Here is a 23,341-nt window from a genome sequence, read left to right as displayed (position 1 = left end):
TAAGCATATGAACGCCCCCACTCCGGCCGCCGCGCTCGATTCCGCCGCCGACGACGCCGCACGCGCCACCCACGCCGCGCTGATCGAGCGCGCGGCGCTGCTCGGCCGCGTGTTCGCCAATCTCGCCGACGACTACGACCGCAGCGGCGCGCCGCCCCAGGAGCAATTCCAGGCGCTGCGCGAAGCGGGCCTGCTGCGCGCGAACATCGCGCGCGCGGACGGCGGATACGGCGCGGGCCTCGCCGTCACGCGCGCGATCCTCGGCGAAATCGCCTATGGCGATCCATCGGTTGCGCTGATCCTTGCGATGCACTACAGCCATCACGCGATGATCGTGCACGACGCACGCGTGGCGGCGCGCGGCGGCGTGCGCGACTGGCCGCCCGCGCTTGCGCAGCGGCTCACGCGCGCGTCGCTCGACGGCCGCGCGCTCATCAACGCGGCGCAGGTCGAGCCCGCGCTCGGTTCGCCCTCGCACGGCGGCCTGCCCGATACGATCGCGCGGCGCGACGGCGCGCACTGGCGCATCACGGGGCACAAGCGCTACGTGACCGGCGCGCCGCTGCTCGCGTGGATCAGCGTGCTCGCGCGCACCGACGAAGCCGAGCCGCGCCTCGGCCATTTTCTGGTGCCGCGCGACGCGCCCGGCGTGCGTATCGACGAAAACTGGGACCCGGTCGGCATGCGCGCCACCGTGAGTCACGACGTGCTGTTCAAGGACGTGGCGATCCCGCTCGACGACGCCGTGGGCCTGAAACCCGCGAGCCTAGGCGTGCAGCGCGATCCGCACGCGACGGCGTGGTACTTCAGCCTCGTCGCCACGATTTACGACGCGGCGGCGCGCGCCGCGCGCGACTGGCTGCTCGACTTCATCAACACGCGCACGCCCGGCTCGCTCGGCGGCGCGCCGCTCGCGAGTCTCGCGACGGTGCAGGAGAGCGTGGGCCGCATCGAAATGCGGCTCGCCACCAGCGACTGGCTGCTGCGCTCGCACGCCGACGCCATCGACGCGGACAACGCGCCCGCCACGCTCTCGGCGCTCGTCAAGCACAACGTGGTGGACAACGCGATCGAGGCCGTGCAGACCGCGCTCGAACTCGCGGGCAATCACGGCATCACGCGGCGCAATCCGCTGGAGCGGCATCATCGCAACGTGCTGTGCGCGCGCATTCACGCGCCGTCGAACAGCCTGCTGCGCACCAGCGCGGGCCGCGCGGCGCTCAATGCGGCATTGAAATAAGCGGCGTTAAAGCAGGCGGTAAAACTCAGCCGCCCGCGGCCGCCATCTGCGCACAAAGAAATTCGACGACGCGCTGCGCGCGGCGCGGCAGCGGCCATTCGGCGCGATGAATCAGCCAGAGCGTATCGACCACGGCGACATCGCATTCCACGACTTCGATCGCCTCCTGACGCGCGAACGCGCGGCGCGCATAGCGCGGCAGCACCGTGAAGCCGAAACCGCGCGCGACGGGTTCGAGAATCAGGCCGATCTGATTGCTGAAGCCGCGGCGCGGCAACGCGCGCGCGCCCGTGTTGCCCGGAAAGCGGCGGCTCAGCAGACGGTTGGCCATCGCGAGGCCGTCGGGGTGATCGACAAAACCGATGCGCTCCAGATCCTCCCACGTCCGCACCGTTTCTCCGGCGGGAATCACCATTTCGAGCGGCTCCTCCGCGAAACGCGTGGCTTTCAGGCGCTCGTCGTCGGGCTTGAGCGTGAGCAGGCCCAGTTCGTACTGATTGGCGAGCACGGCCGCCAGCACCTCGGAATCGGGCGCGAAACGGTGCCGGATCGACAGCCCCGGATGCGCCGCCTGCAAGTCGAGCAGCAGCGGATACAGCGCCAGACCGATGCTGCCCGGACTGATCAGCGCGATCTCGCCCGCATCGGCGTCGGGCGCGGCCAGGCGGTCGCGCAACTTGCGGTCGGACACTTCGAGTTCGGCGCAATAGTCGAGCAGCGCGCGCCCGGCGGGCGTGATCTCGATGCCGCGCGGACGGCGGAACACCAGCAGCCCGAGCCGGTCTTCGAGGTGGCGCAGATGCTGACTCACGGCCGCCTGCGTGATGCCGAGCCGTTCGGCGGCGCGCGTGAAGTTGCCGACGTCGGCCAGCATCTCGAAGGTGCGCAGCCATTGCGGATTCAGCATAAGGAAGATTTATCGAAATGATAAGAATAGCGTCGTTGCGATTATAGCCACGCTGCCTAAGATTCGAAGGGTGCCCGCCAGCCGGGCGTTTTTCGAGGAATCAGCATGAGCATCGTTTATCCGCGCAGTTTTTCCCACATCGGTCTTTCGGTGACCGATCTCGACGCCGCCGTGAAGTTCTACACGGAGGTCATGGGCTGGTATCTGATCATGCCGCCCACCACCATCGAGGAGGATGAGAGCGCCATCGGCGTGATGTGCACGGACGTGTTCGGCGCGGGCTGGGGCTCGTTCCGCATCGCGCATCTGTCGACCGGCGACCGCATCGGCGTGGAGATTTTCGAATTCCGCAACGCACAGAAGCCCGAAAACAATTTCGAATACTGGAAGACCGGCGTGTTCCACTTCTGCGTGCAGGATCCGGACGTCGAAGGTCTCGCGGCGAAGATCGTCGCGGCGGGCGGCAAGCAGCGCATGCCGGTGCGCGAGTATTTCCCCGGCGAAAAGCCGTATCGCATGGTCTACATGGAGGACCCGTTCGGCAACATCCTCGAAATCTACAGCCACAGCTATGAGCTGACCTACTCGGCGGGCGCTTATCAAGGCAACACGCCGGGCAACAAGGCATGAGCGACGTGACGACGCCCGTGCCGCCGACCTGGCCCGCGTGGACGTGGCGCGGCTCGCCCGATGCGCTCGGCCTCGCGCTGGGCAGCGTGCCGCGCGAGGCGCTCGCGCCCGGCGACGTGCTGGTGCGCAATGCGGTGATCGGGCTGAATCCGGTCGACTGGAAAGTGCTGGGCGGCGACCTCGTGAACTGGCAGCGCGGCAAGGTGCCGGGCGTCGATGGCGCGGGTACGGTCGTGGCGCTGGGCGAAGGCGTCGCGCCGGAATGGCTCGGGCGCCGCGTGGCGTATCACCAGAGCCTGCACAAGCCGGGCAGCTTCGCGCACTTCACGCCGCTCGCGGCGCGCGCGCTGCTGCGCGTGCCCGACGCGCTCGACTTCGCCACCGCGGCGAGCTTTCCGTGTCCGGCGCTCACCGCGTGGCTGGCGATCGAGAAGCTGCCGCTGCGCGCGGGTGCACGCGTGCTGATTTCCGGCGCGGGCGGCGCGGTCGGCCAGTATCTCGTTCAGCTGGCGGCGCAGCGTGGCTTCGAGGTGACGGCGATGTGTCATCCGCGTCACGCCGAACGCCTCGCGGGCCTGGGCGCGCACGCCTGCGTGCCGGGGCCGCTTGCCGACGGCAACACTTGGGCCGACGACAACGCGGGCCGCTTCTACGCGGCGATCGACAGCGTGGACGCGCCGCACGCCGCGCGCATCTCACCGGTGCTGGAAGCGAACGGCCATCTGGTCTGCATTCAGGGACGGCTCGACACCGCGCCGTGTCCGCCGTTCGGGCGCACGCTGTCCGTGCACGAAGTCGCGCTCGGCGCGCTGCACGTCTATGGCGATGACGCCGCCTGGCAACGTCTCACGCAAGCGGGCGAGTCGATGCTCGCGGCCATCGCGACCGGCGCCTTGCAGGCCGAAGCGCAGCACATCGCGCCATTCGACGCGCTCGCGGAGCATCTCGACGCCCTGCGTCATCGCGCGTTCTCGGGCAAGGCGCTCGTCGCGGTGGAGTAAGCCGATGCGCGCGCCCCTGCTCTGATTCGCGCGGCGCGGCTCAATCGCCGCAATCGCGCGCCTGCGGATCGGGCTGATAGCGTTCGAGCCAGTACGCGTATTGCGCGGGCAGCACCCACGAAGGCCGGTCGAGCTTCAGGTGCTGCGCTGCGCGGTACGGATAGTGCGGATCGGCAAGATGCGCGCGGCCGATCATTGCGAGATCCATCTGTTCCTCGGCGATCACGCGTTCCGCCACGCGCGGAATATCCACGCCCCACGACGACGCCACCGGCACGCCCGCCTCGCGGCGCACGCGCGCGGAGATCGGCGCGAGAAATGCCGGACCCCACGGAATCTTCGCGCCCGGAATCGAAAAACCCACGCTCACGTTAAGCAGATCGAGCCCTTCGCCGCGCAATTTGCGCGTGAGTTCGATCGACTCGGCGAGCGTTTCCTCGTCGCGTCCGTCGTATTCGATCACGCCGAAACGCGCGGTCAGCGGCAGATTCTCGGGCCAGACCTGGCGAACCGCCGCGAGCGTTTCGACGAGAAATCGGCTGCGCCCTTCGAGGCTGCCGCCGTAGGCGTCGGTGCGCTGGTTCGAGTGAATCGAAAAGAAACTTTGCGCGAGATAACCGTGTGCGAAATGCAGTTCGAGCCATTCGAAACCGGCGGCGCGCGCGCGCCGCGCCGCATCGACGAAGGCCTGCTTCACGCGCGCGATGTCGTCGAGCGTCATGGCGCGCGGCACGCGCGGCAGATTCGCGCCGAACGCAATCGCCGAGGGCGCGATGGGCTGCCACGCGCGCGGGTCGTCGGCGGGAATGTGGTCGTCGCCTTCCCACGGACGATTCGCGCTCGCCTTGCGGCCCGCATGCGCGATCTGGATGCCGGGCGCCGCGCCCGCCGCCTTGATCGACGCGGCGATGCGCGCCATGCCTTCGGCCTGCGCGTCGTTCCACAAGCCCGTGCAGCCCGGCGTGATGCGCCCTTCCGGCAACACCGCCGTGGCCTCCACGATCACGAGTCCCGCGCCGCCGCGCGCGAGCGTCGGATAGTGCGTCCAGTGCCAGTCGTTGGTGACGCCGTCGATCGCGCTGTACTGGCACATCGGCGGCACCGAAATGCGGTTGCGTAGCGTCACGTCCTTCAGTTTGAACGGGGTGAACAGTGCAGACATACGACGCCTCCGGAAAAGGAAATCGCGTTCAACTCGCGTTCAACAGTAGGCGAAATTTGCGCGCGGCAGCGCGGGCATGCTCAACCTTGCTTCGCCTTGCGTGCGGCGCTCACGAGACCGTCGAGCCATTCCTGATGACCGTTGATCATCGGATTGGGACGCGCGTTCGCCAGCTCGACGGCGGGCTTGCCCTTCTGCGTCTCCTGCGTGAGGATGCGCACGCGGCCGCCCGAGAGATCCTCGACGAGCCACGCGTGATGCACGTCGAGACGCGTATCGCCCTCGCCCGCCCAGCCGTGCCACGCCACGCGGCCCGGTTCGCCGTGCGCGGGCGGCACATATTCCGTGACCTCGCCCTCGACCGGAAAGCCAAACGTGCGGAAGAAAAAGCGCACGCCGGTTTCGAGTTCCGGACCTTTGCCATCGTAGAAGCGGATATCCGACGAGTTCGCGTAATACTCGGGCCAGCGCGGCGCAACGGCGAGCAGCGGCCAGACGTCGGCCGCCGAAATGCCGGCGACGATCATTTCATTCGAGGCGAAGTTCTCGGTGGTGCCCGGCAGATAACCTTCGGGCCAGATGATGGCGTTCATACGTTCGGCCATGGTGTGTGCTCCATTCGATGCGGGATGACAACGCGCGGACGGGAAGTCGTTCGCGCTGCATGGACGTCATGATCGGCGTTGCGCTGAAATAAATCCAATTCCGATTTCGTATTTCAGTCATCATCTAGTCTGATATCTCAAGCTGGCACCCGGACGGATGACACGCTCGCCGCACGCCATCCATCCGACGAAAAGGCACGTCGAATCTGCACGAAAGTCCGCCGCGCAATTCGATCAGGATATCGAAACAATTCGATCCGCCCCCACGCTGCGCGCCAAAGGCGTAAGCTTGATGAATCGGGCCAAGCCCTTCCTGCGAGCCGGCAGCGCGCGATCCACGCTGCCCGGCCGAGCCGATGCGTGTTCATCGTCCAGCGCAGTACGTCGCGCGTATCGCGTGGCGGTCTCGCGCGTTTCACCAGCATCGTCCGCCTGCGCGGCGGAGCGGGCGGCGCGCATCGCCGCTATTTCCACTCGTACCCTCGTTTCTCGCGCTGCTATTCGCGCTGATGACGCTGTGCGCCGCCGCCGTCGCCATCGCGCAAACGCCCGCGCGCCCGCAAGCGGCTGTCGTCGTGATCGTGGTGAATGGCGCGATCGGGCCCGCGAGCGCCGATTTCGTCGTGCGCACGCTCGAACGCGCCGCGCGCCAGCGCGCCCCGCTCGCGATCCTGCAACTCGACACGCCCGGCGGCCTCGACACCTCGATGCGCCAGATCATCAAGGCGATCCTCGCCTCGCCCGTACCGGTCGCCGCGTATGTCGCGCCTGGCGGCGCACGCGCGGCCAGCGCGGGCACCTATATCGTCTACGCGAGCCACCTCGCGGCGATGGCGCCGGGCACCAATCTCGGCGCGGCGTCGCCGGTGCAGATCGGCGGCGGCGCGCCGGGTCCGGCAGGCGCGCCCGCATTGCCCGGCGCGGCCAGCCCGGCATCGGGCAACGCAGGCGCGCTGCCCACCGATACGGCCTCCACCGAAACCCGCAAGGCCACCCAGGACGCCGCCGCCTACATTCGCGGCCTCGCGCAACTGCGCGGCCGCAACGCCGAATGGGCCGAACGCGCCGTGCGCGAAGCCGTGAGCCTCTCGGCCAGCGAGGCGCTCGCGCAACACGTGATCGACCTGATCGCGCCCAGCGCCGCCGATCTCGCGCGCGAAGCCGATGGACGCGTGGTCGCGACCGCCGCCGGCATGGTGCGCATCGCGACCGCGCACGCACCGCTCGTCAACTATGCGCCCGACTGGCGCAACCGTTTCCTCTCGATCATTGCCGATCCCAACGTCGCGCTGATTCTGCTGACAATCGGCGTCTACGGCCTCTTCTTCGAATTCGCGAATCCCGGTTTCGTGCTGCCCGGCGTCGCAGGCGCCATCTGCCTGCTCGTGGGGCTGTTCGCCATGCAGATGCTGCCCGTGAACTACGCCGGCCTGGGCCTCGTCCTGTTCGGCCTCGCGTGTCTCGTCGCCGAGGCGTTCCTGCCGACCTTCGGCGTGCTCGGCTTCGGCGGCATCGTGGCGTTCGCGATCGGCGCGCTCATGCTGATCGACACCGACGTGCCCGGCTACGGCGTGCCCTTGCCGCTCATCGCCGGTCTCGCACTCGGCGGCGCGGCGCTGGTCGCGCTCATGTCGAGCGTCGCGCTGCGCGCGCGCAAACGGCCCGTGGTGACGGGCGCGGAAGCGCTGGTTGGCAGCCTCGGTGAAATTCTCGACGACGGCCTGAACGTCGACGCCGCCAACCGATCCCCCACCCCGCACGCAACGGCCGACGGCTGGGCGCGCGTGCACGGCGAACGCTGGCGCGTGACGTGCGCGCTTCCGCTTGCGGCGGGCACGCCGGTCCGCGTGACCGCGCGCAGCGGCCTGACGCTGAGCGTCGTGCCGCTACACGACGCGAACGGGCCGCCGCCATCGCGAGGAGAATCGACATGATCGGCTACACGTTTGGATTTTCGAGCCTGCTCGCTGTGCTCGTCGTCTTGCTGGCCGTCTCGTCGATCCGCATTTTTCGCGAGTACGAGCGCGGCGTGGTGTTCATGCTCGGGCGCTTCTGGAAGGTCAAAGGGCCGGGTCTCGTGCTGATCATTCCCGTGGTGCAGCAGGCCGTGCGCATCGACCTGCGGACCGTGGTCTTCGACGTGCCCTCGCAGGACGTGATTACGCGCGACAACGTCTCGGTAAAAGTGAATGCCGTGGTGTATTTCCGCGTCGTCGATCCGGAAAAGGCCGTGATACAGGTCGCGCGCTATGTCGAAGCGACGAGTCAACTGGCGCAAACCACATTGCGCGCGGTGCTCGGCAAGCATGATCTCGACGCGCTGCTGGCCGAGCGCGAGCAACTGAACGCCGATATCCAGAAGACGCTCGACTCGCAAACGGACGCGTGGGGCATCAAGGTGTCGACAGTCGAAATCAAGCACGTCGACCTCAACGAAACGATGATTCGCGCGATTGCGCGTCAGGCCGAAGCCGAGCGCGAGCGCCGCGCGAAAGTCATTCACGCCGAAGGCGAATTACAGGCTTCGGAGAAATTGCTGCAGGCCGCGCAACGGCTCGCGCAGCAGCCGCAAGCCATGCAGTTGCGCTATCTGCAAACGCTCACCACGATTGCCGCCGACAAAAATTCGACCATCGTATTTCCGTTGCCTGTCGATCTGCTGACCGCGATACTCGATCGGATGGGGCCGCCGCGCGAGCGCTAGACATATTGCGCGTGGCTAACTTTATTGCATCGCACACGCACGAGCGGTGAACGCATGCGCGAGCGTTTTGCACGAAAAACCCCTGAAAAAAGGCGCTGAAATACTGCACTGCAACGAACCGGGCGCGCGCGTGCACGCGTTTCGCTAACGCTGGCAAGCGCGAGAAATTTCGCCAATAATGCCCCAACACGCCTCTACAGGACGATGGCGATCATGGATTACAGTCCCGAAGCCATCCGCACGATCGCACTGGTCGGCCACGCCGGATGCGGCAAGACTTCGCTTGCCGAAGCGCTCCTGCATCGCGGCGGCGCATTGCACTCGCCAGGCAGCGTGAGTCGCGGCACGGCGCTCTGCGATTACGACGCACTCGAACGCAAATATCATCACTCGCTCAATTCCACGGTCGCGCACTTTCATCATCAGGACACGCGCGTCTATCTCGTCGATACGCCGGGTTATCCGGATTTCGCGGGACTGTCCATCGGCGCGTTGCCCGCCGTCGAAACGGCGGCCATCGTCATCAATGCGCGCAACGGCATTGAAATGACCACGGCCCGCATGATGGATTACGCGCAGCGGCGCAAGCTCTGCCGCATGATCGTCGTGAATGGCATCGACGGCGAGAAAGTCGATCTGCCCGGTCTGCTCGCCGATATTCAGGAGCGTTTCGGCAAAAACTGTTTGCCGATCAATCTGCCTGCAAAAGGCGGCAGTGAAGTGGTGGACTGCTTTTTCAATCCGGCCGGCGAGGCCGATTTTTATGCCGTGGAGACGGCGCACAATGCACTCGTCGATCAGGTGATCGAACTCGATCCCGAACTGATGGAGCTGTATCTCGAACAGGGTGAGGCCATCACGCCCGAACAATTGCACGCACCCTTCGAACGCGCGCTGCGCGAAGGCCATCTCGTGCCGGTGTGTTTTGCGTCGGCGGCCACGGGCGCCGGCATCGAGCAATTGCTCGACGTATTCGTGCGCCTGCTGCCGAATGTGACCGAAGGCAATCCGCCGCTCTATTATCGTGAGACCCATAACGGCAAGACCGAGATCGTGCAGCCCGAACCCGACGCGACGCGGCATGTGCTCGCGCATGTGTTCAAGATCGTGATGGATCCGTATATCGGCAAAATGGCCGTGTTTCGCATTCATCAGGGCACGGTCGCGCGTGACAGCCAGTTGTATGTCGGTAATGGCCGCCAGCCGTTCAAGGTCGCGCATTTGTGGCGGCTGCAAGGCAAGGACCATACCGACGTGCCGCGCGCCGGTCCCGGCGATATTTGCGCGGTGGCGAAGGCCGACGGCATCGACTTCGACACCGTGTTGCACGACGCGCCCGAAGACGGCAACGTGCATCTCGTGCCGCTCGAATTTCCGAATCCGATTTACGGACTCGCGATCGAACCGGCGCGGCGCGGCAACGAACAGCGCCTTTGGGAAGTGCTGCAAAAGCTCGCCGCCGAAGATCCCTGCCTGTCGATCAGCCACCCTGCCGGCACGAACGAAACCGTCGTACGCGGGCTCGGCGAACTGCATCTGCGCTACATGCTCGAACGGCTCACGGAACAGCACAAGCTCGAAGTCATCACGCGCCCGCCCACGATTGCGTGGCGCGAGACCATCGGCGGCAAGGCGGAAGGCCATTGCCGTCACAAGAAACAGACGGGCGGCGCGGGGCAATTCGGCGAAGTGATGCTGCGCGTGGAGCCGCTGCCGCGCGGCGCGGGTTTTGAATTCGTCGATGCCGTGAAAGGCGGCGCCATTCCCACGCAATACATTCCGGCCGTGGAAAAAGGCATTCAGCAGGTGATGGAGAGCGGCCCGCTCGCGGGCTTTCCGATGCAGGACCTGCGCGTGACCGTTTACGACGGCAAGAGCCATCCGGTCGATTCAAAAGAAGTGGCGTTCGTGACGGCAGGACGCAAAGCGTTTATCGACGCCATATTGAAAGCGCAGCCGATCGTGCTCGAACCTATTGTCGATATCGAAGTGATGACGCCGGAGACGTCGATGGGCGACATCATCGGCGATCTTTCGTCGCGTCGCGGGCAATTGCACGGCACGCGCACCGTGGGCGGCAATGCAATGGTGATCGCGGGCAAAGTGCCGCTCGCCGAACTCAACGACTATCAGTCGCGCCTGAATTCGCTGACCGGCGGCAACGGCAATTACAGCATCCAATTGAGTCACTACGATCCGGTGCCGCCCGCGCAGCAGGACAAACTCGCCGCGCAACACAAGAGCCGCGGCGGCAACGACGAATAAACGGCGTCCCATTTGTGATTTCCCCCGCTGACCCGGCAACAGACTTTACACGTTGTTACCCGGCGGCATCGGACGGGCGAACGCGCATTCCTTATACTCCGGCGCATTCGCTCTTCACATTGACATCGGCGCATTTCGCAAGCCGATGCGGGAATCACACCATGCCGATGCTCACTACGAAATCCGTCTTTCTTGCGACGATTGCCGCCGTCACGACGCTCTCCCTGACCGCCTGCGTGGCGCCCGGATATGGTCCGGGTTATGGCTCGACTTATTCGGGGCAGTACGCGCAGCAACCCGCGTACGCACAACCCGTCTATGCGCAACCGGCGACCGTGCAGCAGCCGGTTTACGCACCGCCGCCGCCGCCCGCACCGGCTTATGACACGCAGAACGGCGGCCAGTATGGCAACGGAGGCAACCAATACGGCAATCAATACGGCACGATCACGAATGTGCGTCCGGTCAGCAGCGCGTCGCCGGTTTCCGGTGTTGCAGGCACCGTGGTGGGCGCGGTGCTCGGCGGCGTGATCGGCAATCAGTTCGGGCGCGGTCATGGCCGCGATGCGGCCACCGTCATCGGCGCACTGGGCGGTGCGGTGGCGGGCAATCAGATCGGTCAGCAGATGGGGGCACAGCCCACGTCGTATCAAATCGACGTGCAGGTCAGCGACGGTTCGATGCGCTCGTTCAATGTGCCGACGCCCGGCGATCTGCGCCCCGGCGATCATGTGCAGATGAATGGCAGCCAGCTTTCGCGATATTGATTGCGCGGAATTGATTGCCTGATTGCAGCGATATTTGAATAACCGAATGAAAAGGCGGCGCATGACTCGCGCCGCCTTTTTCCGTTCATTCGGATGTCGAATCAAATAGCACCGATAGAAAAAATCGTGCTATTTTTCGCGCCGCTCACTTGCTCGTCATTAGCGAACGAGCGCGTGAGTCGAAAATCGTGCGGCGAGCGAAAATTCCGTTCCAGGGCTGAAGGAGCGACTGACCGTTAGTAGCATTTCCAGCTGCAACGCTTTCCCGCTATTTCCCCGTCGTCTGCACGAAACTGCGCGCCAGTTGCTTCCACAGATGATCGGCCGCGGGCGACAACCGCCGCCCCACGCGCGCCATCATCTGGCTGCCGAAGCCCGCCGCGATAGGATGATCGATCGGCACCGCCACCAGTTCGCCCAGTTCGATGCCGCGCCGCGCGGTAATCGACGACATGAACGCCACGCCGAGTCCGCCCGCCGCGAGCGTCTGCGCCGTATGGAACAGATCCACGCGATAGGCCGGAATCACATTGAGCCGGACCTCGTCGAATAGCGACTGCACGATCTGCTGCACGCCAAACGCCTCGCGCATGAAAATCAGCCGCTCTTCGGCGAGCGCTTCGGGCGCCACCTTCGCCATGCTCGCAAAACGGTGCGTGGGCGCGACCACGGCGCACAGCGGCTTCGACGCAAAGGTGTGAATGCGCAGCGCGGGATCGTCCGCGGTGCGGGTGCACAGGCCGATATCGACCACATCGTCGCGCACCAGCGAGAGCACCACAGGCGTCGGCCCCGAACGGATCTCGACAAGAATGTCCGGATACGTCATCGAAAAACGCTGCAACGCGCGCGCAATCAGATTGCCGACGAACCCCTCGCCCACGCCGAGCGCCACGCGTCCGCGCCGCAATTGCCGGTACTCCTCCAGCCGCGCCGCGAGGTCGCGCTGACGCCGCTGGCTGTCGCGGTAGTGGTCGATCAGCACCTGACCGATCTCCGTCACCACCACGTTGCGGCCGCGCCGCTCGATCAGCGGGAAACGCAGCCGCCGCTCCAGCGCTGCCACCTGCCGGCTGATGACCGACGGGTTCACGCCGAGCGTTTCGGCGGCCATGCGCACGCCGCCGCTCGCGGCGATTTCGGCCAGATACCGCAGCGTGCGCTCGCCGATTTCACCGATTTCGTCGATCCAGCGTTCCGCCAGCGGCTCCGCGCCGTTCTCCGTCGCGCTCATGTCGCGCTCCTTTCGTTTTACTTTCACACCGGCTGCATGCGCGTCTAATCCGCCACGCCGCGCGAATCGTTGACCTGAAAGCAACATTTTCGACGCGTTTCAGTCATCGGTCGAGTTTTTCGTCGATGCAATACTCGGGCTTGTCCTTTACAGCAAGCCTTTCGCAAGGCGACGCGCGACGCGCCATCCGCATCGACGCCGCCTGCATCCCGCACAACAAGGAGGAGCCCCGCACCATGAGCGACAGCCGTTACTGCCAGATCGAAGACCTGGCCGATGCCCGCGCGCAACTCGACGAGATTCGTCATCACATTCACCAGCATCCCGAGCTGTCGTACGAGGAGGCCGATACGGCGCGCTTTGTCGCCGACAAGCTGCAATCGTGGGGCTACGAGGTGACGCGCAACGTGGGCGGCCACGGCGTGGTGGCCGCGCTCAAGTCGGGCACGAGCACGCGCACCGTGGGCGTGCGCGCTGACATGGACGCGCTGCCGATCCACGAACAGACCGGCCTCGACTACGCCAGCGTCCACGACGGCAAGATGCACGCGTGCGGCCACGACGGCCACACCACGGTCCTGCTCGGCGCGGCGCAGCAACTCGCGAAGACGCGCAATTTCGACGGCACCGTGCACCTGATTTTCCAGCCCGCCGAGGAAGCCGGTTCGGACAGCGGCGCCGTGCGCATGCTCGCCGACGGCCTGTTCGAGCGCTTTCCCTGCGATGCGATCTTCGGTCTGCACAATCATCCGGGCGTGGCCGTCGGCACGTTCGGCTTCCGCTCGGGCGCGCTGATGGCCGCCTGCGATACGGTCAAGGTGCGCGTGAACGGACGCGGCGGCCACGCGGCGCGCCCGCAGCTCGCGGTCGATCCCGTGGTGGTCGGCAGCAGCATCGTGATGGCGCTGCAATCGGTGGTCGCGCGCAACGTCGATCCGAACGAAGCGGCCGTCATCACGGTCGGTTCGTTTCATTCGGGCCACGCGGCCAACGTGATTCCCGAAAGCGCCGTGCTCGAAATGAGCGTGCGTTCGTTCTCGCCGACCGTGCGCGAAACGCTCGAAGCGCGCATTCGCGCGGTGGTGAATGCGCAGGCGCAATCGTATGGCGCGACGGCGGACATCGACTTTATCCGCGGCTATCCGGTGCTCGTGAACAGCGAAGCCGAAACCGCTTTCGCGCGCGAAATCGCGGAGGAACTGGTCGGTCCGGAACGCGTGATCGCGCCGTTCCCGCCCATCGCGGGCAGCGAGGATTTCGCGTACTACCTGCAACAGCGCCCCGGCTGTTTCGTGCGGCTCGGCAACGGCGAAGGCCAGCCGATGCTGCACAACCCGCGCTACGACTTCAACGACGACAACCTCACGATCGGCGCCGCGTTCTGGACGCGACTCGTCGAACGCTACCTCGCCAAGGCCCCAGCATGACCGCCAGCACTTCCACGCTTTCCCCGCACGAGGCCGACGCGCCGCCGATGACGTCAGGCCAGCAACGCAAGATCGTGCTCGCGGCGGTGATCGGCAATCTGCTCGAATTCTTCGACTTCACGGTCTACAGCTATTTCGCGCTCACCATCGGTCATCAGTTCTTTCCCGCCGACGATCCGATCACCTCGTCGCTGCTCGCGTTCGCGGTGTTCGCGGTGGGCTTCGTGATGCGTCCGCTCGGCGGCATCGTGCTCGGCCGCTACGCCGACCGCGCGGGCCGCAAGCCGGCGCTCACGCTCACCATTTTGCTGATGGCGATCGGTTCCGCGTCGATCGGTCTCGCGCCCACGTACGCGCAGATCGGCCTGGCCGCGCCGGTGCTGATCGTGGCCGCGCGTCTGTTGCAGGGCTTCGCGCAAGGCGGCGAATTCGGCGCGGCCACAGCGACGCTGCTCGAAATGGGCGGCAACGCCAGCCGTGGCTTTCGCGCGAGCTGGCAGCTCGCGAGCCAGGGCGCGGCGGCGCTGCTCGGCTCGGGTCTCGCGGCGAGCCTCGGCTTTCTGCTCTCCGCCGACACGATGCATAGCTGGGGCTGGCGCATTCCGTTTCTCGTCGGCACGCTGATCGCGCCGGTCGGCATCTATCTGCGCCGCCATATTCGCGAAGAACCGCCCGCGCCCAAAGCGCTGGCGAGTCGCGACGACCCGAAACGCGGCCTCTACGTGCGCAACTGGTTCCTCACGATCTTCTCGATCATGGGCATGTCGGTGGCGACGTACGTGATGATGTATTACATGCCGACCTACTGCATCCAGTACCTTGGCTTGCCGAGCAAGATGTCGATGCTCGCGGGCGTGGCGTCGAGCACGATCTCGCTCGTGATGTGCCCGATCTACGGCGCGTGGTCCGATCGCATGGGCCGCCGCAAGCCGCTCACGATCATCGGACGCGTGGCGCTGATCGTGCTGCTCTATCCGGCGTTCTGGATCATGACGCACTATCCGTCGCTGCCCGTGGTGCTCGCCGCGCTGATCGTGTTGATGCTCTGCTACACGATGGGCAGCGCGCCCGCCTATGCGCTGATGCCGGAGAATTTCCCGAAGCATCTGCGCGCCGGATATATGTCGAGCGCGTATGCGATTGCGGTGTCGGCCTTCGGCGGCACGGCGCAACTCGTGGCGAGCTGGCTGATCCGCGAAACGGGCAGCAAAATGGCGCCCGCGTGGTACATGATCGGCTGCGTGGCGATTTCGCTGATCGCCGTGTCGATGTTCGAAGAGACGGGTAACAAGGTGCTCGATTAAAGTGGATCAAGCGCGGGGTTGGCGGGCGCGTTCGTCCGCTTTCCCTGCTTTCGACGCTTTCCTCTCCACCTCCGCAAACTCGCGGATCGTCTCCACCAGCGCCCGCAATCCCGCGGGCGCATGCCGCCGGCTCGGATAGTACAGACACAGACCGTCGAGCGGCGGCAACCAGCCCTCCAGCACGCGCACCAGCGTGCCCTGCGCCAGATCCTCGGCCACATTCCATTCGGTCAGATACGCGAGCCCCAAGCCGGCGCGCGCCGCACGCAGGATCAGGTCGGCGTCGTCGAGCGTGATCGCGCCTTCGCTGTCGATCCGCACGCTTTCTCCGCGCCGCTCGAATTCCCACTGATAAATCGTGCCGCTCGGCATACGCGCGCGAATGCAGCGATGCGCGCGCAAATCCATCGGCACGCGCGGCTTGCGGTTGCGCGCGAAATACGCCGGGCTGCCGACGACCGTAAAACGCTGACGATCGCCGAACGGCACCGCGACCATATCCTGCGGCACGGTGTCGGCGAGGCGAATGCCCGCGTCGAAACCGTCCACCACGATGTCGACGAGCCGCCCTTCGGTGACGATGTCGAGCTTCATCTCCGGATAGCGCCGCAAAAATTCGACGAACACCGGCATCACCTGCTTCGCCGCGCCCAGCGAGGTATTGATGCGCAGCGTGCCCGACGGCGTGTCGCGAAAGCTGCCCGCCTGCTCGATCGCCTCGCGGATGGTGGACAGCGCGGGCGTGACGCTGTCCACGAACTGCGCGCCCGCTTCGGACAGCGCCACGCTGCGCGTGGTGCGATTGAACAGCCGCACGCCGATACGCGCCTCCAGCGCCGCCACGGCATGGCTCAGCGCCGAGGTGGACACGTCCAGTTCGTTGGCCGCCGCGCGAAAGCTGCGGTGGCGCGCCACCGCGAGCACGGCTTCGAGTTCGCCCAGTCCCGATGTCTTCATTATCCTAAATTGCTCAATGACTCGTCCTCGATTGTACGGCTAGTCGGATCAATCGCGTCGCCCTATCGTGTGCAGGTCGCCACGTTTTCCGGAGCCACCATGCAGGTCATCGACACCATCTATATCGACGGCGCGTTCGTCACGCCGCACGGCAGCGAGCTGTTCGAACTCTTCAACCCCGCCACCGGGCAGGTGATCGGCCACGTGCGCCTCGCCGACGCCGAGGACGCGCGCGCCGCCGTCGCCGCCGCGAAGCGCGCCTTTTCGGCCTTTTCGCGCACGCCGCAGCACGAACGCGTCGCCATGCTGCGCCGTCTGCACGCGGCCGTGCTGACGCGCGAAGACGCGCTGTTCGAAGCGATCGTCGAGGAATACGGCGCGCCGGTTTCGCGCGGGCGCTGGATGGCGCAGCACGCCTCGAACGTGCTGCGCGACGCCGCCGACGTGCTCGAACAGTACGCGTTCACGCGTCGCGCCGGCACGGCCGAGGTGACGATGCAGCCGCTCGGCGTGGCCGGGCTCATCACGCCCTGGAACAGCAACGCGGGCTTCATCTGCGGCAAACTCGCGGCCGCGCTCGCGGCGGGCTGCACGGCCGTCGTCAAGCCGAGCGAAATGAGCGCGATGCAAACGCGCATCGTGACCGAGGCGCTGCACGAAGCCGGTCTGCCGCCGGGCGTGTTCAACATCGTCACCGGGCGCGGCGATACCGTGGGCGCGACGATCAGCGCGCATCCCGACGTCGCCAAGCTCTCGTTCACGGGCTCGACGGCGGTCGGCAAATCGATCCTGCGCACGGGTGCCGAGACGCTCAAGCGCGTGACGCTCGAACTCGGCGGCAAGTCGCCGACCATCGTGCTCGACGACGCCGATTTCGACCTCGCCGTGCCGCTCGCGCTGCAGGCGGGCTTCATGAACAGCGGTCAGGCCTGCATCGCGGGCACGCGCATTCTGGTGCCGCAAGCGCGTCTGGCGGAATTCGAGGCGAAGATCGTCGACGCCGTCGCCGGGATTCAGTCGGGCGATCCGCGCGACCCGCGCACGAGCATCGGCCCGATGGTCAGTCGCAAGCAGTGGGAGCGCGTGCAACGTTATATCCGCGTGGGTATCGACGAAGGCGCGCGTCTGCTCGCGGGCGGCGAGGGGCGGCCCGAAGGCGCGGCCACGGGTTGGTTCGTGCGCCCGACCGTATTCAGCGGCGTGACCAATGCCATGACGATCGCGCGCGAGGAAATCTTCGGGCCGGTGCTGGCGATCATCGCGTACCGCGATACGGAGCACGCCATCGAGATTGCCAACGACACGCCGTACGGGCTGCAAGCCTATATCTGTTCCGCCGATACGGCGCGCGCGAACGCGGTCGCCGCGCGCATCGAGGCCGGCCGTGTGCTCGTCAACACGCTCGCGCACGAACCGGCGGCGCCGTTCGGCGGCTTCAAGCAATCGGGCATCGGACGCGAATATGGCGTGGCCGGACTCGAAGCGTTTCTCGAACCGAAGGCGGTGATCGCAGCGTAATGCGCGTGCCGGGACGCTATGCCAGATACGGCGCGAGCGTTCCGGCCGCCTGCGCGAACTCCGCTTCGAGGAAGTCGAGCAAAGTCCGCACGCGCGGCGCCATATAGAGCGTGCGCTGAAAGAGCGCGTGCACGGGCACGTCCGGACAGCGCCACTCGGGCAGCAGCACGCGCAGGCGGCCCGCCTGCAGATCGGCGCCAATATCCCAGATCGATTTCATCACCACGCCGCGCCCTTCCACAGCCCACTCGCGAGCGAGCGAGCCGTCGTTCGTCTGCCGCGAACGGTCGAGCGGCGCGCTGAACAGCGCCGTCTCCGCGCCGCGCGAGAAGCGCCAGCTATTGGCCACGCCCGCCGACGACGCCAGCAGAATAAAGTCGTGTTCGCCGAGTTCGTCGGGATGCGAAGGCGCGCCATGCGCCTCCAGATACGCGGGCGACGCGCAGAGCACGCGCCGGTTGTCGGCGAGCCGCTTGGCGACCATCGAGCTGTCCGTGGGCACGCCAAAGCGGATCGCGAGATCGATATCGTCTTGCAGCAGATGCGACAGCGAGTCGGAGAGCACCAGCGTGAGCGTCACGTTCGGATGCTGATCGTTGAACGCGTCGAGCCAGCGGCGCAACACCGTGCGGCCGAAATCCGATGTCGCCGACACGCGCAGCGCGCCGCTCACCGAAGCGCGGCCCGCCTGGAGCGCCGCGCGGGCATCGTCGAGCGTTTGCAGCGCGTGCTGGCAGTGCGCGAGATACAGGCGGCCTTCGTCGGTCAGACGCAGCTTGCGCGTCGAGCGCTCGAACAACTGCGTATGCAGCGCGCCCTCCAGTTTGACCAGCCGCGCGCTCGCGGCCGCGGGCGACAGCCCCAGCTTGCGGCCCGCCGCCGACAGACTGCCCTGCCCCGCCGCCTCGACGAAGAGGCGAATATCTCCAAGATTGTCCATGGCCGCGCGAATCGAAAAGGGTCACATTGCAAAGAACGCGATGGTACGTGAGTTGCGGCGCGGTGGCGCGTCAACCGCAAGTCGGGCAGCGAGCCACGACAGCCCGCCAGGCAGAACGTACAAGCCGGGCGCGCGATGGCCACGACAAATTGGGCCGCCTGAGCCGATCATCATGAAAAAAGTGCCATCGAATCTCCCTTTTGTATAGGGACGCGCGCGGGCCGCTCAAATATTCTCTCTCCATCAAAGCACAGCACACCCATTCAAGGAGACGAATGTTGGCTAATAAGGTGCGGCTCAAAATTGCAATTGGCGAACACCCGCATACGTCGGCCATTCGCAACGGCTCCATTCCGATCGAAGGCGTGGACGCCGAATTCGTCACAGTCCAGCCCCAGATCGGCGCATTCCGGCGCATGGTGCGCGACGTCGAATTCGACGTCTGCGAACTCGCGCCCACGACCTATATCATTGCCCGCGCGTATGGCGCGCCGTTCGTCGGCCTGCCGATTTTCGTCACGCGCCGTTTCCACCACGGCGGCCTGCTCGTACGCCCCGAAGCGGGCATTCGCCATCCGAAAGACCTCGAAGGCCGCAAGGTCGGCGTGCGCGCGTATTCCGTCACCACGGGCGTGTGGACGCGTCAGGTATTGATCGACGAATTCGGTCTCGATGCGTCCAAAGTCACCTGGGTCGTCGACGACGAAGAGCACGTGACGCAACTGAAACTGCCGTCGAACGTCGTGCACGCGCCCGCCGGCAGCTCGCTCGCGGACATGATGGCAAGCGGCGAACTCGCCGGCGGCTTCGCAGCGGCGGCCGGTATTGGACGCACCGGCGCGCCCACGGGCGGCTGGAAAGAAGTCGAAGCCGATTACCCCGATCTGCTGCCCGATGCCGCCGCGCTCGAAAAGGACTATTACGCACGCACCGGCGTCTATCCGATGCACGGCACCATCGTCGTGAAGGACGCGATTCTCGCCGAGCATCCGTGGATCGCCCGTTCGCTCGACGACGCCTTCGCGCAAGCCAAGCGCGAATGGCTCGCCCGTCTCGACGCGGGCGAAGCGACCAGCGCGGGCGACAAGAAATACCTGGAACTCCGAAAGATCGTGGGTCACGATCCGCTGCCTTATGGCATCGAAGCGAATCGCAAGACCATCGAGGCGCTCGAAGCCACCGCATTCAGGCAAGGCCTCACGCCGCACCGGCTTGCACTGGACGATCTCTTCGTGGACCCGCAGGCAACGCGAAACTGAACGAAGCGAAGCGACAAAGAACGAAGCGACAAGAAGCGATAACGCGCACACATTCCAGGACGCTCATGCCCGGCTCAATCGTTGACATTCACCCGCACATCATCTCCGATGACGAAGGTCGTTATCCGCCCGCGCCGCTGTTCGGCAAGCGCTCGGACTGGTCGAAGCAACGCCCGACGACCGTCGAAACGCTGATCGCCGCAATGGATGCGGCAGGTGTCGGCAAAGCGGCCGTGGTGCATTCGTCCACGACATACGGCTTCGATAATCGCTATGTGGCCGAGAGTTGCGCGCGATATCCGGGCCGCCTCGTCGCCGTCGGTTCCGTCGACGTGCTGCAACCGGATGCGCCGCAACGCATTCAGGAATGGGTGGAACAGGGTCTCGAAGGTTTGCGCCTCTTCACCGGCGGCAGCACAAAAGAATTCGACCCGAGCGAACTCGACGATCCACGCGCGTTTCCCGCGTGGGAATTGTGCGCGGACCTCGGCCTGCCGATGTGCATTCAGACCGGTCCGGTCGGCATTCCGCAAGTGCGCGCGCTGGCGCAACGTTTTCCGCGTGTGCCGATCGTGCTCGATCACCTCGCGCGCCCCGACGTCACGGACGGCCCGCCCTACGCGAAATCGCAGAGTCTGTTTGAACTCGCGGAATACGAAAACATCTTTCTGAAACTCACGCCACGCATTTTCGGCGACGTCAGGAAAGACGCAGCAAGCGCGGAAACGTTTTTCCCGCGCGTGGTGGAAGCATTTGGCGCGCAACGCATGGCATGGGGATCGAATTTCCCGACCTCGAGCGGCACGTTGCAAGAAATTCTCGCCACCGCGCAATCCGGACTGCAGTGCCTGAACGCCGCCGATCGCGCATGGATTTTCGGCAAGACGGCGCTCAAGCTGTATCCGGCGCTACACAGCCACGGTGCGAAAGCCGCGTAATTGCATCATCCGTAATCGCATCAGTAGTTGCATCAGTAATCGCATCAATCGAGCAGTCGTCGAGCAATAAATCAGCATCAACCTGGCAATAACCGAGGCAAGAAGAAAGCACATGGAGACGAGCAAAACCGAACGATCGGGCATCGTGGGCAACTGGGCCATACTCGCCCTGCTCGCGATCGGCGTATTGACGTCGTTTATCGATCGCACCAGTATTTCCAGCGTGTTGGCGGACAGCACCTTTATCCGTCACTTCGCGCTCAGCAACGTCGACCGCGGCTGGATCAATTCCGCGTTCTTCTGGTCGTACGGCCTGTTTCAGGTGCCGATGGGCTGGGTCGCCGACCGTTACGGCGTGAAATGGCCGTACGCGGTCTGCTTCGCGCTCTGGTGCGCCGCCACCGCATTGATGGGCGCGGTGACCACGCTGGCCGGCCTCGTCGTCATGCGCCTGCTCGTCGGTATCGCCGAAGCGATTGTGATCCCGGCAAGCTATCGCTGGATCCGCAATAACTTCCACGAAAGCCAGAGCGGTCTCGCCGTCGGCATTCTCGCAATGGGCAATAAATTCGGCCCCGCGATCGGCGCGCCGGTGGCCGCGTGGTTCATCGTCAACTACTCGTGGAAGGCGATGTTCGTTGCCACGGGTCTCGTCGGCCTGCTCTGGCTCGTGCCCTGGCTGCTGATGGTGCGCAACGACCTGCCCTCGCGCGAAACCTTGCGCAAGGCCGACCGCAGCGCGCGCACGGTGAGCCTCGCGAGCATTCTGTCGAGCCCGGTTGTCTGGGGCGGCATGATCACCAACTTCTGCTACGGCTATTTCACGTTCTTCTGCATGACGTGGATGCCCGCGTATCTCGTCGAGCAACGCGGTCTGTCGATTGGACGCTCGGGCATCTTCACCTTCTTCAGCTTCGCGGGCATCGCCATCGTCGCGGCCATCGCGGGCTGGGCCGCCGACCGCATCATCGCACGCGGCGCCAATGCCATCGCGGTGCGCAAGGCGTTCATCATCGCGGGCTTCGTAGGCGGCTGCACAGTGCTGCTCGGTGCCTATGCGCACTCGCTCGAAGCGGCGCTGTTCTGGAACGTGCTCTCGCTGTCGTTGCTCGGTTTGACGACCGCCAACAACCTCGTGCTCTCGCGTCTCACGCTGATTCCGAAGCAGACGGTCGGCCTCGTGACCGGCGTGCAGCAGGTCGCAACGAGTTTCGCGGGCGGCGTGGCCGCGAGTCTCTCCGGCTGGCTGCTGCACATCAGCAAGAGCTACGACCTGCCGATGATGGTGATCTTCGTGTTCCTGCTCGTCGGCGCGGCCGCCACTGCGATTCTCTATCGCCCCGACTGGGCGCCGAAAGCGAACGAGCCGCAACCCGAATTACGCGAAGCATAAGCAACGGACTCCGAATCAATACCGCAGCACTTGCTGCCTCCCACGTTTTGACCACGGCCCTGACCGTGTCGACTGATTGAACACTGGAAACAACTCATATGGCGAAAATCGTATTCGGGATGGCCGTACCGCATAGCGGCATGCTTGGCCAGGCGCCGGAAGACTGGCTCAAGAACGGCGAGCGCGACCGCAATAATCCGGAACTGTGGTTCCGCAACCGGACGTGGACCTATCCCGAACTGGAAGCCCATCGCGAAGCGGCATTCGCGCCGTTCCTCACGCTGGAAGAACGCACCGCGCGCGCGGCGCGCTGCCGCGTGGCGCTCGACAAGATGGCCGCTGCGTATCGCGAAGCGAAGATCGACGTGGCGATTATTCTCGGCAAGGACCAGAAGGAAATCTTCACCGACTTCTCCCCTTCCATCGCGATCTATAGCGGTGCCGAAGTTCACAACGGCCCGCCGCAGCGCTCCGTCTACGCGCCCGACCGGCATGTCACGCACGCGTGCCATCCGGAACTGGCCACGTATCTGATCAACCGCTTCCAGGCGGAAGGCTTCGATCTCACCGACCTGTTCGCGTGGCCCGACAACGTCTGGATGAAGCCGTTGCCCGAGTACCCGGTTGCGCCGCACGCGTACAGCTTCGTCTATCACCAGATCATGGACGACAATCCGCCGCCGCATGTACCGATCATCATGAACTGCTTCTATCCGCCGACGCAGCCCTCGATGTCGCGTTGCATCGAATTCGGCCGCGTGTTGCGCGAAGCGATCGCGGCGTGGCCCGCCGATGTGCGCGTGGGCATCTTCGCCTCGGGCGGCCTCTCGCATTTCGTCAACGACGAAGAGTTCGATCATCGCATCATGAAGATGCTGGCGAATTACGACTACGAAGGCCTCGCCGCCGTGGACGATCGCTCGTATCAGTCCGGCACCTCGGAAATCAAGCTCTATGTGAGCGTGATGAAAGCGCTCGAAGAAACCGGCGCGGAAATGACGATCGTCGATTACGTCCCGTGCTGGCGCACGCCCGCCGGCACCGGCGAAGGCATGGGCTTCATGTATTGGAAAGCCGAAGAATAACGCAT

The 23,341-nt window shown here is 65.3% G+C and carries 20 protein-coding genes; 14 read left to right on the top strand and 6 right to left on the bottom strand.

Annotated elements, in window-relative coordinates:
• The first annotated feature begins 7 nt into the window (after positions 1–7).
• Positions 8–1,240 (top strand): acyl-CoA dehydrogenase family protein, encoded by a 1,233-nt coding sequence (locus G5S35_RS28300; protein ID WP_237181545.1) that lies wholly within the window; start codon positions 8–10, stop codon positions 1,238–1,240.
• Between the two features lie 25 nt (positions 1,241–1,265).
• On the opposite strand, the gene G5S35_RS28295 is transcribed toward G5S35_RS28300, so the two are convergent.
• On the bottom strand, positions 1,266–2,147 hold the full coding sequence (locus tag G5S35_RS28295) for a LysR family transcriptional regulator (protein ID WP_065060471.1): 882 nt from the start codon (positions 2,145–2,147) through the stop codon (positions 1,266–1,268).
• Between the two features lie 105 nt (positions 2,148–2,252).
• On the opposite strand from G5S35_RS28295, the gene G5S35_RS28290 reads away from it, so the two are divergent.
• Both G5S35_RS28290 and G5S35_RS28285 read left to right on the top strand, forming a co-directional pair.
• Complete coding sequence (locus G5S35_RS28290) at positions 2,253–2,777, top strand: lactoylglutathione lyase family protein (RefSeq protein WP_065060470.1); 525 nt, start codon at positions 2,253–2,255, stop codon at positions 2,775–2,777.
• The gene (locus tag G5S35_RS28285; protein WP_183039565.1) at positions 2,774–3,778 is read left to right on the top strand and encodes a zinc-binding dehydrogenase; all 1,005 of its coding nucleotides are present in this window, start codon (positions 2,774–2,776) and stop codon (positions 3,776–3,778) included. The genes G5S35_RS28290 and G5S35_RS28285 overlap by 4 nt, the downstream gene beginning before the upstream one ends.
• Before the next feature lie 40 nt (positions 3,779–3,818).
• Here G5S35_RS28285 and G5S35_RS28280 read toward each other — a convergent pair whose 3' ends face one another.
• Positions 3,819–4,940: an NADH:flavin oxidoreductase/NADH oxidase gene (locus G5S35_RS28280; protein ID WP_183039564.1), complete on the bottom strand. Its 1,122-nt coding sequence runs from the start codon at positions 4,938–4,940 to the stop codon at positions 3,819–3,821.
• Between the two features lie 80 nt (positions 4,941–5,020).
• Complete coding sequence (locus G5S35_RS28275) at positions 5,021–5,545, bottom strand: SRPBCC family protein (RefSeq protein ID WP_197520333.1); 525 nt, start codon at positions 5,543–5,545, stop codon at positions 5,021–5,023.
• Between the two features lie 356 nt (positions 5,546–5,901).
• On the opposite strand from G5S35_RS28275, the gene G5S35_RS28270 reads away from it, so the two are divergent.
• From G5S35_RS28270 to G5S35_RS28255, 4 genes are all read left to right on the top strand, one after another.
• The gene (locus G5S35_RS28270) at positions 5,902–7,479 is read left to right on the top strand and encodes an NfeD family protein (RefSeq protein ID WP_420874538.1); all 1,578 of its coding nucleotides are present in this window, start codon (positions 5,902–5,904) and stop codon (positions 7,477–7,479) included.
• A complete protein-coding gene (locus G5S35_RS28265; RefSeq protein WP_183039562.1) occupies positions 7,476–8,249 on the top strand; it encodes a slipin family protein in 774 nt (257 codons plus the stop codon). Before G5S35_RS28270 ends, G5S35_RS28265 begins: the two co-directional genes overlap by 4 nt.
• A gap of 213 nt (positions 8,250–8,462) precedes the next feature.
• Entirely contained in the window at positions 8,463–10,514 is a 2,052-nt protein-coding gene (gene fusA, locus G5S35_RS28260; RefSeq protein WP_183039561.1) for an elongation factor G, read from the top strand.
• Between the two features lie 167 nt (positions 10,515–10,681).
• Positions 10,682–11,281: an outer membrane lipoprotein gene (locus tag G5S35_RS28255; RefSeq protein WP_082991950.1), complete on the top strand. Its 600-nt coding sequence runs from the start codon at positions 10,682–10,684 to the stop codon at positions 11,279–11,281.
• Positions 11,282–11,549: 268 nt separating this feature from the next.
• Here the strand turns inward: G5S35_RS28255 and G5S35_RS28250 are convergent, their stop codons facing one another.
• Entirely contained in the window at positions 11,550–12,515 is a 966-nt protein-coding gene (locus G5S35_RS28250; protein WP_183039560.1) for a LysR family transcriptional regulator, read from the bottom strand.
• A gap of 236 nt (positions 12,516–12,751) precedes the next feature.
• On the opposite strand from G5S35_RS28250, the gene G5S35_RS28245 reads away from it, so the two are divergent.
• A complete protein-coding gene (locus tag G5S35_RS28245) occupies positions 12,752–13,942 on the top strand; it encodes a M20 aminoacylase family protein (RefSeq protein ID WP_183039559.1) in 1,191 nt (396 codons plus the stop codon).
• On the top strand, positions 13,939–15,246 hold the full coding sequence (locus G5S35_RS28240) for an MFS transporter (protein ID WP_183039558.1): 1,308 nt from the start codon (positions 13,939–13,941) through the stop codon (positions 15,244–15,246). The genes G5S35_RS28245 and G5S35_RS28240 overlap by 4 nt, the downstream gene beginning before the upstream one ends.
• Positions 15,247–15,252: 6 nt before the next feature.
• Here G5S35_RS28240 and G5S35_RS28235 read toward each other — a convergent pair whose 3' ends face one another.
• The gene (locus G5S35_RS28235; RefSeq protein WP_065060463.1) at positions 15,253–16,203 is read right to left on the bottom strand and encodes a LysR family transcriptional regulator; all 951 of its coding nucleotides are present in this window, start codon (positions 16,201–16,203) and stop codon (positions 15,253–15,255) included.
• Between the two features lie 99 nt (positions 16,204–16,302).
• Between G5S35_RS28235 and G5S35_RS28230 the strand changes: the two genes are divergently transcribed.
• Positions 16,303–17,721, top strand: coding sequence for an aldehyde dehydrogenase family protein (locus G5S35_RS28230; RefSeq protein WP_183039557.1), 1,419 nt, complete (start codon positions 16,303–16,305; stop codon positions 17,719–17,721).
• 16 nt (positions 17,722–17,737) lie between these two features.
• Here G5S35_RS28230 and G5S35_RS28225 read toward each other — a convergent pair whose 3' ends face one another.
• Positions 17,738–18,661, bottom strand: a complete 924-nt coding sequence (locus G5S35_RS28225) for a LysR family transcriptional regulator (protein ID WP_065060461.1) — start codon at positions 18,659–18,661, stop codon at positions 17,738–17,740.
• Between the two features lie 275 nt (positions 18,662–18,936).
• On the opposite strand from G5S35_RS28225, the gene G5S35_RS28220 reads away from it, so the two are divergent.
• The 4 genes from G5S35_RS28220 to G5S35_RS28205 all read left to right on the top strand — a co-directional run bounded on the left by G5S35_RS28220 (position 18,937) and on the right by G5S35_RS28205 (position 23,336).
• Positions 18,937–19,920, top strand: coding sequence for a PhnD/SsuA/transferrin family substrate-binding protein (locus G5S35_RS28220; protein WP_183039556.1), 984 nt, complete (start codon positions 18,937–18,939; stop codon positions 19,918–19,920).
• Positions 19,921–19,985: 65 nt separating this feature from the next.
• On the top strand, positions 19,986–20,858 hold the full coding sequence (locus tag G5S35_RS28215; protein ID WP_074986056.1) for an amidohydrolase family protein: 873 nt from the start codon (positions 19,986–19,988) through the stop codon (positions 20,856–20,858).
• Between the two features lie 112 nt (positions 20,859–20,970).
• The gene (locus G5S35_RS28210; RefSeq protein WP_183039555.1) at positions 20,971–22,251 is read left to right on the top strand and encodes an MFS transporter; all 1,281 of its coding nucleotides are present in this window, start codon (positions 20,971–20,973) and stop codon (positions 22,249–22,251) included.
• Positions 22,252–22,349: 98 nt separating this feature from the next.
• Complete coding sequence (locus G5S35_RS28205; RefSeq protein WP_183039554.1) at positions 22,350–23,336, top strand: DODA-type extradiol aromatic ring-opening family dioxygenase; 987 nt, start codon at positions 22,350–22,352, stop codon at positions 23,334–23,336.
• The last annotated feature ends 5 nt before the right edge of the window (positions 23,337–23,341 follow it).

The sequence above is a fragment of the Paraburkholderia tropica genome (assembly GCF_014171495.1).
GTDB classification, from domain to species: domain Bacteria; phylum Pseudomonadota; class Gammaproteobacteria; order Burkholderiales; family Burkholderiaceae; genus Paraburkholderia; species Paraburkholderia tropica.
This window is presented reverse-complemented; position numbering and strand designations above follow the sequence as displayed.

Bases quoted from the DNA above. Each gene is read 5' to 3' on its own strand.
- G5S35_RS28255 (WP_082991950.1), top strand. From the start codon at position 10,682: ATGCTCACTACGAAATCCGTCTTTCTTGCGACGATTGCCGCCGTCACG.
- G5S35_RS28245 (WP_183039559.1), top strand. From the start codon at position 12,752: ATGAGCGACAGCCGTTACTGCCAGATCGAAGACCTGGCCGATGCCCGC.
- G5S35_RS28205 (WP_183039554.1), top strand. From the start codon at position 22,350: ATGGCGAAAATCGTATTCGGGATGGCCGTACCGCATAGCGGCATGCTT.
- fusA (WP_183039561.1), top strand. From the start codon at position 8,463: ATGGATTACAGTCCCGAAGCCATCCGCACGATCGCACTGGTCGGCCAC.
- G5S35_RS28250 (WP_183039560.1), bottom strand. From the start codon at position 12,515: ATGAGCGCGACGGAGAACGGCGCGGAGCCGCTGGCGGAACGCTGGATC.
- G5S35_RS28235 (WP_065060463.1), bottom strand. From the start codon at position 16,203: ATGAAGACATCGGGACTGGGCGAACTCGAAGCCGTGCTCGCGGTGGCG.
- G5S35_RS28295 (WP_065060471.1), bottom strand. From the start codon at position 2,147: ATGCTGAATCCGCAATGGCTGCGCACCTTCGAGATGCTGGCCGACGTC.
- G5S35_RS28280 (WP_183039564.1), bottom strand. From the start codon at position 4,940: ATGTCTGCACTGTTCACCCCGTTCAAACTGAAGGACGTGACGCTACGC.
- G5S35_RS28240 (WP_183039558.1), top strand. From the start codon at position 13,939: ATGACCGCCAGCACTTCCACGCTTTCCCCGCACGAGGCCGACGCGCCG.
- G5S35_RS28270 (WP_420874538.1), top strand. From the start codon at position 5,902: ATGCGTGTTCATCGTCCAGCGCAGTACGTCGCGCGTATCGCGTGGCGG.
- G5S35_RS28225 (WP_065060461.1), bottom strand. From the start codon at position 18,661: ATGGACAATCTTGGAGATATTCGCCTCTTCGTCGAGGCGGCGGGGCAG.
- G5S35_RS28220 (WP_183039556.1), top strand. From the start codon at position 18,937: ATGTTGGCTAATAAGGTGCGGCTCAAAATTGCAATTGGCGAACACCCG.
- G5S35_RS28285 (WP_183039565.1), top strand. From the start codon at position 2,774: ATGAGCGACGTGACGACGCCCGTGCCGCCGACCTGGCCCGCGTGGACG.
- G5S35_RS28300 (WP_237181545.1), top strand. From the start codon at position 8: ATGAACGCCCCCACTCCGGCCGCCGCGCTCGATTCCGCCGCCGACGAC.
- G5S35_RS28290 (WP_065060470.1), top strand. From the start codon at position 2,253: ATGAGCATCGTTTATCCGCGCAGTTTTTCCCACATCGGTCTTTCGGTG.
- G5S35_RS28210 (WP_183039555.1), top strand. From the start codon at position 20,971: ATGGAGACGAGCAAAACCGAACGATCGGGCATCGTGGGCAACTGGGCC.
- G5S35_RS28265 (WP_183039562.1), top strand. From the start codon at position 7,476: ATGATCGGCTACACGTTTGGATTTTCGAGCCTGCTCGCTGTGCTCGTC.
- G5S35_RS28275 (WP_197520333.1), bottom strand. From the start codon at position 5,545: ATGGCCGAACGTATGAACGCCATCATCTGGCCCGAAGGTTATCTGCCG.
- G5S35_RS28215 (WP_074986056.1), top strand. From the start codon at position 19,986: ATGCCCGGCTCAATCGTTGACATTCACCCGCACATCATCTCCGATGAC.
- G5S35_RS28230 (WP_183039557.1), top strand. From the start codon at position 16,303: ATGCAGGTCATCGACACCATCTATATCGACGGCGCGTTCGTCACGCCG.